This window comes from Mycobacterium sp. (assembly GCF_046091765.1).
Classification (GTDB): domain Bacteria; phylum Actinomycetota; class Actinomycetes; order Mycobacteriales; family Mycobacteriaceae; genus Mycobacterium.
In genome coordinates this window covers 1-12,890 of the sequence record NZ_JBJTCF010000071.1, presented here as the reverse complement: position 1 = coordinate 12,890, position 12,890 = coordinate 1, and the positions used below count along the sequence as shown (strand labels likewise).

The following is a 12,890-nucleotide window of genomic DNA, read 5'->3' as shown; positions in this document are numbered from 1 at the left end:
TGTTATGTCCGGCCCGCTGAGCCTCTCGCAGTCCGACACCGGTGCCCACTACCGGCGGTGGCGGATCCGGATTTTCGCCATCACCTGGATCGCCTATGCCGGTTTGTATTTCACCCGTCAGAGCTTCTCGGTCGCGAAGCTGGGAATCCTCGACGACCCCGTCCTCAGCGTCAGCCTCAACAGTCGGGTACTGGGCCAACTCGACGCCGTCTATCTGACCGCCTATGCGCTCGGGCAGTTCGTCTGGGGTCAGGTCGCCGACCGGTACGGCCCCCGGGTGGTCCTGCTCGGCGGCTTGGCGATCTCCGTGGTGGCCACCTTGTTCATGGGCCTTCTTCCGGCCCTGGTGTTCCTGATCCCGCTGATGATCGTGCAGGGGCTGGCGCAGTCCACCGGGTGGGCCTCCACCCTGGACAACATGGCGCAGTTCTTCTCGATCGGCGAGCGCGGCCGGGTTCTCGGATTCTGGAGCACCAACTACGCCTTCGGCGGACTGGTTGCGGCACCGTTTCTGGGCTGGGTCGCCTACAGCGTCTTCGACAGCTGGCGGGTGGCGTTCTTCTCCGGCGCGGCGGTCGTTCTCGTGGTGCTGGGGCTCGTCGTGCTGTTCCAGCGAAACCGGCCGACCGATGTCGGGCTTCCGCCCATCGAGGAGTACCACGCCGACGAGGAGTCCAGCGGGATCATCGCCCCGCTGGATCACACGCCGGAAGCCGAGGCGATCGCCGAGCCGACGCGGTCGTGGTGGTCGACGCTGGTGACCACCCTTCGCGAACCGATGGTCCGCTCCCTGGGCGCCGCGTACTTCCTGCTCAAGCCGGCCCGCTACGCCATCCTGCTGTGGGGCCCGGTCATCGTCGCCGAGCGGCTGCCCGACGCGAGCAACCTCGAGGCCACCCTGATCCCGATCGCCTTCGGGGTCGCGGGCATCCTCGCCCCGATAATCTTCGGCCGCATCTCGGACAAGGTGTTCCGGGCTCGCCGGGTACCGGCCACCGTGCTGAGCCTGGCGATCCTGGTCGCCGCACTCGCTCTGTTCGTGCCGCTGACGGCGACCCGCAGCACCCTGGTGATGATCGCCGTCCTGGCGGTCGTCGGTCTCAGCGTCTACGGGGCGGATTCCATGGTCTCCTGCGTCGCGGCGGTCGACTTCGGGACCTCCAAACACGCGGGCACCGCAGCCGGTCTGATCAATGGATGCGGTTCGGTCGGGGCGATCCTCGGCGGCCTGCTGCCCGGCTACCTCGGGACGGCGGCACTGTTCTACGGGTTCGCCGGCGCGGCCTTCGTCTCGATGCTCATCCTGCTTCCGCACTGGAACCGGATGCCGGCGGCCGACTAGGACCCTCTAGGCCGACGAGCCACCGAGGGCGGGAATGACCTCCCGTTCGAACAACTCGACACCCGAGCGGTCGTAGGCGGCCTCGGGGAAGTAGCAGATCAGGTAGTCGCACCCCAGCTCGCGCAGCTTCGCCATGCGCTCGATCACCCGCTCGGGTGTCCCGGTGGCCGAGTAGGGGTTGTCGTTCACGGCCATCATGGCCTCGGCGGCGGCATCACCGCAGATGCCTGCGATGCGGTCGCGGATCACCGCGCACCGCCGGTCGAAGTCCGGCTCGCTCTCGCCGATGATGACATTGACATTGGCCGAGCGGGTGATCGCCTTGTAGTCGGTTCCGACGTCGCGGCAGTGACCGGCGAGGACGTCGGACTTGTGGGCGAACTCGTCGAGGTCGGCGCTGAAGTTGGTGTACTGCGCATACTTCGCGGCGATCTTCAGCGTCACCTTCTCCCCGCCGCCGGCGATCCACAGCGGAATCCCGTTTTGCTGCAGCGGTTTCGGCGCGACGATCGCGCCATCGACCTGGTAGTGCTTGCCGGCGAAACTCACCCGGCCGTCGCGCCAGGCGTCCCGCATGATCTGCACGCCCTCGTCGAGGCGGGCCAGTCGCTCACCGGCCGACGGAAAGCCGTACCCGTAGGCGCGCCACTCGTGTTCGTACCACCCCGCGCCGATTCCCATCTGCACCCGGCCGCCGGAGATCACGTCGGTGGTGGCGGCCACCTTGGCCAGGTAGACCGGATTGCGGTAGCTCATCGCCGTGCACATCTGACCGAGCTTGATCCGCGAGGTGCTCGCCGCAAAGGCGGCCATCAGGGTCCATGCCTCGTGGGTGGCTTCGTCGGTGGGTATCGGCACGGTGTGGAAGTGGTCGTAGACCCACAGCGAGTCCCACGAGCTCTGGTCGGCGTAATCGGCGAGCCCGCGCATCACCGCCCAGTGCTGATCAACCGGAATCCCGGCCAGGTCGAGTCGCCAGCCCTGGGGAACGAACAGTCCGAAGCGCATGCCCCGAGTGTAGGGAAGCGGCTATCGGCGCGACGCCCGCTGGGCGGACGGTTTCGACTCAGCACCGTCGGGGCGCGAGTGCCCGGCTGCCGCAGCCGCCTTCGACCGGACGGCGGACGCCGCGCGCGACCGCGCCGGAGCACCGGACGGCGCCCTGGCCGCGCGCGGAGCTGCGGGCAGTGCCGCGGCCGGCAGTGGGAAGGCCACCGCGGCGCGGACGTCGGCGCGAAGCTTGCCGACCGCGCCGAACACCGTCGCGACCGAGTTGACCGACACCGCCTCGACGTTGACCACGGCATCACCGGCCGCGCTGATCACGTTGAAGGGGTTGAGGGTGAGCACGGACCCGGCGACGGACACCGCAGCGCCGACAAGTGCGTTGCCGATGGCGACCGGGACCCCGATCAGCGCGCCACCGATCGAACCGAGGTTGGCGATGACCGCGTTGGCCACACCGATCGCCCGCGTGAGGGTGGTCGAGACCAGCGTGCTGAGCGCGGCGGTGACCGGGGTGATCGCCGACGTCGCGACGGAGACGACGTTGGAGACCAGGCCCGCGAGGATGGCGGGAATCGCCAGCGGGTTGGCGATCGCGTCGAAGGCGGCGTTGAGCAGAAGATTCGGTGCGCTGACCAGACCGCTGATCACCACCTGCGCGGCTGTCACGCCGGCTCCGCCCACATCCTGGGCGTCGACGATCAGGTTGCGCGCGATGGTGCTGAGGATCGGCACCGGCTCGTCGATCTCGTTCTGAATCACATTGGCGATCGCGGCGATCTGCGCGTTGAGCACAGTCGTTCCGGTGGACACCCACTGCAGCCAGCTCGGCAACGCGGAAAGTTCGATCGCCGCCCCCGCCACGGTCCGCGGGAGAGGTTCGGCGGACGGCGCCGGGCCGACGGCGATCGCTCCCGCCGCGACCAGCGCCACACCGGCAGCGGCCCATGGGCGAGCGGCGGCGTGCATGAGATTCCCTTCGGTCGAGAACCTCAAGTTAGCAACGAACGCCGCGGATTCCTGGCAACGCGGCCGTACGGCGCTACCCCTCGAGTGACGCCGGCGGCGTGAACCGCGCACCGTAGCGCTCAGCCAGCTCCTTGGCCCGGGCCACAAAGGCGGCCTTGCCGCCCGGATAGCCGGTGATGAACTGCGCCGCGCCACCGGTCCACGGCGGGAACCCGATACCCATGATCGAGCCGATGTTGGCGTCGGCCGTCGTGGTGATGACACCCTCGTCGAAGCACTTCTGGGTTTCCAGGGCCTCGGCGAAGAGCATCCGGTCGATCATGTCCTGCAGCGGCGGCTTGGAGCTGCCCGAGGTGAAGGTCTCCCGCAGGCCCGGCCACAGCTGGGTCCGCTTGCCGTCGACGTACTCGTAGAAGCCGGCACCGGAAAGCCTTGACGGGCGGCCGATCTCGATCATCTTCTCCACCACCGCCTCGGCCGGGTGCGCGGTGTAGGTGCCGCCGGCGTCCTCGATGCCCTTGCGGGAAGCGACGGCGATCTTGTGCATCAGCTCCATGTTCAGTTCATCGGAGAGCTGCAGCGGCGGAGCCGGATAGCCGGCCTGGGAACCGGCGTGCTCGATCGAGGCGGGCTCCACACCCTCACCGAGCATCGCCAGCGCCTCGTTGATGAAGGTGCCGATCACCCGGCTGGTGTAGAAGCCGCGGCTGTCGTTGACCACGATCGGAGTCTTGCCGATGGCCAGCGTGTAGTCGAAAACCCGAGCCAGCGCCTCATCGGAGGTCTTCTCGCCCTTGATGATCTCGACCAGCGGCATCTTGTCCACCGGTGAGAAGAAGTGGATGCCGATGAAGTCCTCCTGCCGCTTGACCCCGGACGCCAGACCGGTGATGGGCAGCGTGGACGTGTTGGAGCCGAGGATCGCGTTGGGCTCGACGATGTCCTCGATCTCACCGAACACCTTGTGCTTGAGCTCCTGGCTCTCGAAGACCGCCTCGATCACGAAGTCCACCCCGGCGAAGTCCTTGGGGTCGGCGGTCGGGGTGATCCGGCCGAGCAGAGTCTTGCTCTTCTCCTCGGTGGTGCGGCCGCGCTCGAGCGCCTTGGCTTCGAGCTTCTCGGAGTAGCCCTTGCCCTTCTGCGCGGCTTCAAGGGTGACGTCCTTGAGCACCACGTCGAAACCGGCCTTGGCCGATACGTAGGCGATGCCCGCGCCCATCATGCCCGCACCCAGTACGCCGATCTTGGTGATCGGGGTCTTGCCGATGCCTTCGGGGCGGGAGCCGCCCGCGTTGATGGCCTGCATGTCGAAGAAGAACGCCTGGATCATGTTCTTGGCGACGTGACCGGTGGCCAGTTCGGTGAAGTAGCGGCTCTCGATGCGGCTGGCGGTGTCGAAGTCCACCTGGGCACCCTCGACCGCGGCGGCCAGGATCGCCCGCGGCGCGGGCATGTTCGCGCCTTTGATCTGCTTGCGCAGCAGCGACGGGAACGACGGCAGGATCGCGGCGAGCGCGGGGCTGGCCGGGGTGCCGCCGGGCATCTTGTAGCCCTGGGCGTCCCACGGTTGGGTGTGCTTGTCCGGATTCGCCTTGATCCACGCCTTGGCGGCGGGGACGACTTCTTCCACGGTTGCGACGAGTTCGTCGACCAGGCCGGTTTCCTTGGCCTTCTTGGGGTTGAACCGGGTGCCCTGGCTGAGAACGTTGACGAAGGCGTTCTGGATCCCGAGCATCCGCACGGTGCGGGTGACCCCGCCGCCGCCGGGCAGCAGGCCCAGGCTCACCTCGGGCAGGCCGATCAGGCTGCCCTTGACGTCCGCGGCAATACGGTGGTGGCAGGCCAGCGCGATCTCCAGGCCGCCGCCGAGCGCGGCACCGTTGATGGCCGCGACGACCGGGACACCCAACGTCTCCAGAGCCCGCAGATCACGCTTGACACCCTCGACCGTGTCGAAAGCCTCTCCGGCGTGCTCCGGGGTGATCTGGATGATGCCGTTGAGATCACCGCCGGCGAAGAAGGTCTTCTTGGCGCTGGTGATCACCACGCCGGTGATCGAGTCCTTCTCCGCGGCCAGGCGCTCGACGGCCTTGCGCATGGACTCCTGGTAGTGCTCGTTCATCACGTTGGCCGACCCGGTGGGGTCGTCCAGGGTCAGGGTGACGATGCCGTCGGCGTCCTTGTCCCACTTGATGGTGTTCTCGGCCATGGTTTTTCCCTAAACCCTCTCGATGATGGTGGCCACGCCCATGCCGCCACCGATGCACAGCGTGATCAGCGCGCGCTTGGCGCCGCGGCGTTCCAGTTCGTCGACCATGGTGCCGGTGATCATCGCGCCGGTGGCTCCCAGCGGGTGGCCCATCGCGATGGCGCCGCCGTTGACGTTGAGCTTCTCGTTCGGGATGTTCAGATCCTTCTGGAACTTCAGCACCACCGAGGCGAAGGCCTCGTTGAGCTCGAACAGGTCGATGTCGTCGACGGTCAGCCCGGCACGGGCCAGCGCCTTCTCGGTGGCCGGGGTGGGCCCGACGAGCATGATCGTGGGGTCCGCGCCGCTGGTCGCGGTGGCCACCACCCGGGCGCGCGGGGTCAGCCCGCACGCCTTGCCGGCCCTTTCGTTACCGATCAGCACCAGGGCGGCGCCGTCGACGATGCCCGAGCTGTTGCCGCCGGTGTGGACGTGGTTGATCTTCTCGATCCAGTGGTACTTCTGCATCGCGACGTCGTCGAAGCCGGCCATCGCGGCCAGGCCCTCAAAGGCGGGCTTGAGCTTGCCCAGGCCTTCCTTGGTGGTGTCGGGGCGCATGTGCTCGTCGTGGTCGAGGATCAGCAGACCGTTCTGGTCGCGCACCGGGACCACCGATTTGGCGAAGTAGCCGCCCGACCACGCGTCCGCCGCCCGCTGCTGGGACTGCAGCGCGTAGTTGTCGACGTCGTCGCGGTCGAAGCCCTCCAGGGTGGCGATCAGGTCGGCGCCGATGCCCTGCGGGACGATGTAGGCGTCGTAGTTGGTGGCCGGATCGGACATCATCGCCCCGCCGTCAGAACCCATCGGGACCCGGCTCATCGACTCCACACCCCCGGCGACCACCAGATCGTCCCAGCCGGAGCGGACCTTCTGGGCGGCGGTGTTGACCGCCTCCAGGCCGGACGCGCAGAACCGGTTGAGTTGCACGCCGCCGACGGTGTCGGGCATCCCCGCGGCGATGACGGCGGTGCGGGCGATGTCGCCGCCCTGATCGCCCACCGGCGAGACGCACCCCAGCACGACGTCGCTGATCATGTTCTCGTCCAGGCCGCCGTGGCGGCTGCGCAGTTCGTCGATCAGACCGGTGACCAGATTGAGCGGCTTGACCTCGGTCAGGGCGCCGTTCTTGCCTTTGCCGCGCGGAGTGCGGATGGCCTCGTAGATGAAAGCTTCTTCGGACATGGCGGTTCCTCGGTTTGGTGGGTTTCCGGCACCGATGAGCCTAGACCGCTGCCACGGCCGGCCGGCAACGGCCCCGGCCAACCTGTTGGTTGGGTCGGCACCCCGCCTCGACCCCGGGGATCTACGCTCGGGTGCCATGACGGTCGAGCGTCTGCGGCCCTACACAGTCAACGTCTTCGCCAAGACGTCGGCACTGGCTGCCCGGTTGGGCGCGGTCAACCTCGGCCAGGGCTTCCCCGACGAGGACGGGCCCCCCGCAATGCTGGAGGCGGCGCGGCAGGCGATCACCGACGGTTTCAATCAGTACCCGCCCGGACCCGGCATCGCACCGCTGCGCACGGCGATCGCCGCCCAGCGACGCCGCCGCTACGGCATGGACTTCGACCCCGACACCCAGGTGCTGGTCACCGTGGGGGCCAGCGAGGCGATCGCGGCTGCGGTGATCGGCCTGGTCGAGCCGGGCTCGGAAGTTCTGGTCATCGAACCGTTCTTCGACACCTACGGCCCCGTCATCGCGATGGCCGGCGCGACCCGGGTGGCGGTCCCGCTGGTGCCTGACGGGCACGGCTTCAGCCTCGACGTCGACGCCGTGCGCGCGGCGATCACGCCCCGCACCCGGGCGATCATCGTCAACTCCCCGCACAACCCGACCGGCATGGTGCTCTGTGAACGCGAGGTGCGCGACCTGGCCGCGGTGGCTGTCGAGGCCGACCTGCTGGTGATCTCCGACGAGGTCTACGAGCACCTGACCTTCGACGGCCGCCGCCATCTGCCGCCGGCCACCTTTCCGGGCATGGCCGAGCGCACCGTCACGATCTCCAGCGCCGCCAAGATGTTCAACTGCACCGGCTGGAAGATCGGCTGGGCCTGCGGACCGGCCGAGCTCGTCGCGGGGGTGCGCACGGCCAAGCAGTACCTCAGCTACGTGGCCGGCGGTCCGTTCCAGCCCGCCGTCGCCTATGCGCTGGACAACGAGGACTCCTGGGTGACCGGTCTGCGTGACTCGCTGCAAGCCAAGCGGGACCGCCTCGCGGCCGCGCTGAGCGACATCGGTTTCGCCGTCCACGACAGTGCGGGCACGTATTTTCTGTGCGCCGACCCCCGACCGCTGGGATACACCGACAGCACCGCCTTCTGCGACGAGCTGCCGCACCGGGCAGGAGTCGCGGCCATCCCGATGTCCGCGTTCTGCGACAGCAACGCCCCACTGGCATGGAATCACCTGGTGCGCTTCGCTTTCTGCAAGCGCGACGACACCCTCGACGAGGCGATCAGCCGGCTGGGCGTGCTGGCCGGCGGCTAGCCGCCTTTGACCTTGAGCACCTGCTTGCGCAGACCGTCGGTCGCGGTCTCCATCGCGCCCTTCATGGCCCGCTTGAGGATGAAGCCCGGCAGCGGCACCGAGGGGTCGACGGTGATGGCGAAACGCACCTTGGTCTTGGCGCCGTCCGGGGTCAGGGTGTAGCTCGCCTCCTGGGAACGCAGCTGGCCGGCTTTCAGCAGCGTCCAGCTGACGGTGTTCTCGCCCCAGGTGTACTCGACGACCTGCTCGTCGGTCAGCCCGGCAGCCTTGACCTTCATCTTGACCGTCTTGGGCCTGCCGTTGTCGTAGGTGTCGATAATCTCGGCGCTCTGGTACTGCGGAGACCACGTGTGCGCAGTCGTGACGTCGGCGAGGACGTCGAAGATCTCCTCCGGGGTGGCCTCGATGACGATGTCCCGGGTATCGCTGATAGCCATGACGCGAGATTACGAGCCGGGCAGGGTTTCCGGGACGGTTTGCCGGTACTGGGCGACGATCGGCTCGAGCTCCCGGGGTGTGGCGCCGTGCAGAATCACCGCATCGGCGCCGTAGCCGAACTCGGCGCGGATCCGTTGCACGCACTGCCGGGCCGGACCGGTGGCCGCCGGGCTCAGCCACTCCTCGGGAATGAGGGTGGCGATGTGCTCGATCTGATCGGCCGACGCCTTGTGGTCGATGCCTCCGCCGATGGAACAGACGATCGGATCGGCCCGGAACCGTTGCAGCACAGCCGGATCCCAGTCGTTGGTGCTCACCATGAGGTCGCCGTAGCCCTGCAGGTAGGTGGCCAGCCGCGCGACGGTTTTCTTCAGCCGCAGCTCTTCGGGCAGGTGGTCGCCGACGGTGGCCAGGCACGACCAGACCCGCACGCGGCCCGGATCGCGGCCCGCCCGCTCAGCCGACTCCTTGACCGTGCGGACACAGCGGGCGAGGGTCTCCGGCGTGAAGTAGGTGTGCAGGATGACGTCGTCGAAGAGCCGCCCGCCCAGTTCCAGCGTCCTGGGCCCGAACGCCACCAGTGCCAGCCGGATGTCCTCGTCGAAGTCGGGATCGAGCACCAGGATCGGGTAGCTCCCGATGGGTCCGTCATGGTTGACGATCACCTCTCCGCGCCACAGCCGGCGCATCACCTGGGCGAAGTCCTCCATCTGCGCGGTGGTCACCGCCGGCACCCCGAATGCGGCGTAAACCGCGGCGATGCCGCGCCCGATGCCCAGCGTGAAGCGCCCCGCGGAAAGCCGGTGCAGGGTGGTCGCCCACGAGCCGGTGATCAACGGGTGCCGGGTGTTGTGATTGGTTGCGGCCGTGGCGATCTGCATGCGGGTGGTGACCGCGCATGCTGCCCCGGTCAGCGACGCCGACTCCTTGATGTTCCAGCGTTCGGAGACGAAGGCCGTGCCGAATCCCAATTCCTCGCCGAGACGGGCTTCGTCCACCAGCGCGGCGGGTCCGTCGCCGCCGGCACCGGCGAGCAGGTAGAACCCCAGTTCGTCGAGGATGCGGGAAGCCATCAGATCCGGTACTCGTCGAGCAACCGGCGGCTGATGATCAGTTTCTGGATCTCGCTGGTGCCCTCGCCGATCAGCAGGAAGGGCGCGTCGCGCATCAGCCGTTCGATCTCGTATTCGGCGGAATAGCCGTAGCCGCCGTGGATCCGGAAGCTGGACTGGACGACTTCCGAGCAGAACTCCGACGCCAGCAGTTTGGCCATGCCGGCGGCGAGGTCGTTGCGCTCCCCGGAATCCTTGAGCCGGGCGGCGCTGACCATCATCAGGTGTGCCGCCTCGACCTTGGTCGCCATCTCGGCGAGGCTGAACGCCACCGCCTGATGCTCGGCGATCGGCTTGCCGAATGTCGAGCGCTGCTGGGCGTAGCGCACCGCCAGTTCGAACGCCCGCAGCGCCACCCCGCAGGCGCGGGCGGCGACGTTGACCCGCCCGACCTCGATGCCATCCATCATCTGCGCGAACCCCCGCCCGGGGTCACCGCCGAGAACGGTCTCGGCGGCCGCGACGTAGCCGTCGAAGACCAACTCCGTGGTGTCGATGCCCTTGTAGCCGAGCTTGTCGATCTTGCCGGGGATGGTCAGCCCGGGGGCGACTTCGCCGAAGCCGGTGGGCTTCTCGACCAGGAACGCGGTGAGGTTGCGGTGGGGCTGCTCGGCACCCAGGTCGGTGCGCACCAGCACCGCCACCAGGGTCGAGCTGGCCCCGTTGGTCAGCCACATCTTCGAACCGTCGATGGTGTAGCTGTTGTCGGGGTTGCGCACGGCGCGGGTGCGGATCGCCGCCACGTCGGATCCCAGTCCGGGTTCGGACATCGAGAACGCGCCGCGGACCTCCCCGGTGGCCATCGCGGGCAGCAGTCTTCGCTTCTGCTCCTCGGTGCCGTGCTGCTCGATCAGATAGGCCACGATGAAGTGGGTGTTGATCACCCCTGAGATGCTCATCCAGCCGCGCGCCAGTTCCTCGACGCACAGCGCGTAAGTCAGCAGCGACTCCCCCAGCCCGCCGTACTCGGCGGGGATCATCAGCCCGAAGAGCCCCATCTCGCGCATCCGGTCGACGATCGCCTGCGGGTAGGCGTCGGCGTGCTCGAGATCGCGCGCATGGGGGATGATCTCGGTGTCGACGAAGCGGCGCACGGCGGCCAGGATGTCGGTCTGCACCTCGCTCAGGCCCGGGGTGCGCGCGAGGCTGCTCACCAGCCCACCTTGCCCCAAATGGTTCACACGTTCCAGTGCCTCGTCATTCGTCGTCGGGTCGCAGGATGTCTTCGGGGTGGTGAAAGAGGTTGACCCTTGGTTGGCCGCGGTCCAGCGCTGGTGGGGGGATCCATTCGGTGCGGTTGTCGCGGGGGCGTTTTCGGGTGGTCCAGCCGGTGGGGGTGGTGTCGACCAGCCGGTTGTCGCAGCCGCAGGCCAGGGTGAGCTGGTCGATGTCGGTGCGGCCGCCGTGTTGCCAGTCCGCTTCGGCGTGATGGACCTCGGAGCGGTTCGGTGGGGCGTCGCAGCCGGGTTTGCTGCACCCCCTGTCCAGGGTGTGCAGGGCCAGGCGTTGGCCGGCGCTGGCGGTGCGCCGCCGTCGCCCGTAGTACAGGCGCATCTTCTTCGGGTTCTCAAACAACCCCAGGTAGGGGTGCACGCATCCGGCGGCGGCCATCCGGATCAAGGTCGGGATCGGCAGCCGGGTGCCCCCGCCGGTGTGGGCCTTCCCCGCCGCGGCGGTCAACTCCGCCAGGGTGGTGGTGGCCACGATCGTCACGGGCAACCCCTGATGGCGCCCGAGGGTTCCCGAGGACAGGACCTGCCCGCAGATCGCCGCCAGCGCGTCGTGCTGACGCTGAGCCACAGTGCGGACGTCGGCGGCGGGCTCGGTGTCCGCGGGCAGGCACTGGCCCGGGGCGGCCATCTTGGCCAGCAGTGCCTCGAGGGCCGCCCGCAGCGCGGGGGTCAGCCACCCGGACAGCCGGCTCATCCCGTCCAGACCCTGCGGGCCCACGCTCAACCCCCGCTTGCGGGCATGATCGCGCTCGTCGTCGAGGGTGCCGTCAGGATCCAGATACTCCACCAGCGTGCGGGCCACCTGACGCAGCCCCTCCGGTGTCAGGCCCCCGGCCAGACCGGCCAACTCGGTCTCGGCGGCCTGCCGCGTACCGGCGTCGACCTCGGCGGGCAGATGATGCAGGAAGTCCCGGATCACCCCCACATGCTCGGCGCCGATCTCACCGCGGGCCTGGGCGGCGGCGGTAGCGGCCAGCACCGGTTCCACCGGCTCCCCGCCGAGTGCCCGCCGCGGCCCCAGATCAGCGGCCTCGGCCAGCCGCCGCCCGGCATCGGCCCCGCTGATCCCCAATCGCTGGGACAGCACCGACCGCCATGACTTCGCCCCCAAATCCCTCGGCGCGGCCTGGCAGCGCGCCTGGGCGATCAGCGCGTGCTCGACCGCCGGCAGGCGGCGGCGCAAACGCTCCACACGGTCCAGCACCGCCAACACCTGCACGCCGTCCAAGGCCTCCACCGGCAGGCCGGCCAGCTTGCCCAACGCGGCGTCCAGATCATCAAGCGCGGACAGGATCTCCATAAATCGAACACTAGTGCGATGGTCTGACAAGATTTCGGTGGCCGAACGTCCCTCTGCACGAAGTGGCCAGGGCCGGGATCGAACCGGCGACCTTCCGCTTTTCAGGCGGACGCTCGTACCAACTGAGCTACCTGGCCGGAAGGCACACCGGTGCCTCGCGACCCTGACGGGACTTGAACCCGCGACCTCCGCCGTGACAGGGCGGCGCGCTAACCGACTGCGCCACAGGGCCTTGCTGAGCAACGCCACGTTGCACGCCGAGCGTACCCCCTACGGGATTCGAACCCGCGCTACCGCCTTGAAAGGGCGGCGTCCTAGGCCGCTAGACGAAGGGGGCCTGAGCCGAATCTGACGAGGGCACTCGGCTGTCTGCACTGTGCCGAAGCCCTCCCAGCTTAGGGCACCCCGCGGGTGATTCCCAAACCTCCCCGCCGGGCTCGGCACCCGCGGGCGGGCGGCGGGCACGCAGTATCCTGATCTCCCGCGCCCCTATAGCTCAGTTGGTAGAGCTACGGACTTTTAATCCGCAGGTCCTAGGTTCGAGTCCTAGTGGGGGCACCGCACGTCTGAAGGCCCTAGCTAGGGCACTAGCTAGGGCCCTAGCTAGGGCAGTAGTGGATGCCCTTCCCGCGCTCGGACGCCGGTGGCAGATGCGGCGGCGGCGTCTGCGGGAGCGGGGAGGCCGCGGCAAGCCGCCCCGCGGCGCGATCCCTGCCCGCCCGCGGGTGCCGAGCCCGGCGGGGAGGTTTGGGAATCACC

10 protein-coding genes and 4 tRNA genes are annotated in these 12,890 nt (G+C 68.6%); 3 read left to right on the top strand and 11 right to left on the bottom strand.

Annotated elements, in window-relative coordinates:
* Nucleotides 1-4: 4 nt before the first annotated feature.
* Complete coding sequence (locus ACKOB8_RS07345; protein ID WP_526376558.1) at nt 5-1,342, top strand: MFS transporter; 1,338 nt, start codon at nt 5-7, stop codon at nt 1,340-1,342.
* Between the two features lie 6 nt (nt 1,343-1,348).
* Here the strand turns inward: ACKOB8_RS07345 and ACKOB8_RS07340 are convergent, their stop codons facing one another.
* The 4 genes from ACKOB8_RS07340 to ACKOB8_RS07325 form a co-directional block, all read right to left on the bottom strand.
* On the bottom strand, nt 1,349-2,350 hold the full coding sequence (locus ACKOB8_RS07340; RefSeq protein ID WP_526376557.1) for an LLM class F420-dependent oxidoreductase: 1,002 nt from the start codon (nt 2,348-2,350) through the stop codon (nt 1,349-1,351).
* 21 nt (nt 2,351-2,371) lie between these two features.
* A complete protein-coding gene (locus ACKOB8_RS07335) occupies nt 2,372-3,316 on the bottom strand; it encodes a hypothetical protein (protein WP_526376556.1) in 945 nt (314 codons plus the stop codon).
* Nucleotides 3,317-3,389: 73 nt separating this feature from the next.
* The gene (locus ACKOB8_RS07330) at nt 3,390-5,525 is read right to left on the bottom strand and encodes a 3-hydroxyacyl-CoA dehydrogenase NAD-binding domain-containing protein (protein ID WP_526376555.1); all 2,136 of its coding nucleotides are present in this window, start codon (nt 5,523-5,525) and stop codon (nt 3,390-3,392) included.
* A 9-nt stretch (nt 5,526-5,534) separates the two neighbouring features.
* Nucleotides 5,535-6,746, bottom strand: a complete 1,212-nt coding sequence (locus ACKOB8_RS07325; protein ID WP_526376554.1) for an acetyl-CoA C-acetyltransferase — start codon at nt 6,744-6,746, stop codon at nt 5,535-5,537.
* A gap of 136 nt (nt 6,747-6,882) precedes the next feature.
* Here ACKOB8_RS07325 and ACKOB8_RS07320 point away from each other — a divergent pair, with 136 nt between their 5' ends.
* The gene (locus tag ACKOB8_RS07320) at nt 6,883-8,049 is read left to right on the top strand and encodes a pyridoxal phosphate-dependent aminotransferase (protein ID WP_526376553.1); all 1,167 of its coding nucleotides are present in this window, start codon (nt 6,883-6,885) and stop codon (nt 8,047-8,049) included.
* Here the strand turns inward: ACKOB8_RS07320 and ACKOB8_RS07315 are convergent.
* From ACKOB8_RS07315 to ACKOB8_RS07285, 7 genes are all read right to left on the bottom strand, one after another.
* Nucleotides 8,046-8,486: an SRPBCC family protein gene (locus tag ACKOB8_RS07315; RefSeq protein ID WP_526376552.1), complete on the bottom strand. Its 441-nt coding sequence runs from the start codon at nt 8,484-8,486 to the stop codon at nt 8,046-8,048. The two genes, ACKOB8_RS07320 and ACKOB8_RS07315, sit on opposite strands and share 4 nt — an antisense overlap.
* Before the next feature lie 9 nt (nt 8,487-8,495).
* Nucleotides 8,496-9,560 (bottom strand): TIGR03857 family LLM class F420-dependent oxidoreductase, encoded by a 1,065-nt coding sequence (locus ACKOB8_RS07310; protein ID WP_526376551.1) that lies wholly within the window; start codon nt 9,558-9,560, stop codon nt 8,496-8,498.
* Nucleotides 9,560-10,753 (bottom strand): acyl-CoA dehydrogenase family protein, encoded by a 1,194-nt coding sequence (locus tag ACKOB8_RS07305; RefSeq protein WP_526376550.1) that lies wholly within the window; start codon nt 10,751-10,753, stop codon nt 9,560-9,562. The genes ACKOB8_RS07310 and ACKOB8_RS07305 overlap by 1 nt, the downstream gene beginning before the upstream one ends.
* A 43-nt stretch (nt 10,754-10,796) precedes the next feature.
* Nucleotides 10,797-12,131 carry an HNH endonuclease signature motif containing protein gene (locus tag ACKOB8_RS07300; RefSeq protein ID WP_526376549.1) on the bottom strand — a complete coding sequence of 445 codons (1,335 nt, stop codon included), beginning with the start codon at nt 12,129-12,131 and terminating at the stop codon, nt 10,797-10,799.
* Nucleotides 12,132-12,194: 63 nt separating this feature from the next.
* Nucleotides 12,195-12,268: transfer RNA gene (locus ACKOB8_RS07295), tRNA-Phe, on the bottom strand.
* 21 nt (nt 12,269-12,289) lie between these two features.
* A tRNA-Asp gene (locus tag ACKOB8_RS07290) sits at nt 12,290-12,363 on the bottom strand.
* Between the two features lie 32 nt (nt 12,364-12,395).
* Nucleotides 12,396-12,468, bottom strand: a tRNA-Glu gene (locus tag ACKOB8_RS07285).
* 148 nt (nt 12,469-12,616) lie between these two features.
* On the opposite strand from ACKOB8_RS07285, the gene ACKOB8_RS07280 reads away from it, so the two are divergent.
* Nucleotides 12,617-12,689: transfer RNA gene (locus ACKOB8_RS07280), tRNA-Lys, on the top strand.
* Nucleotides 12,690-12,890: the final 201 nt, after the last annotated feature.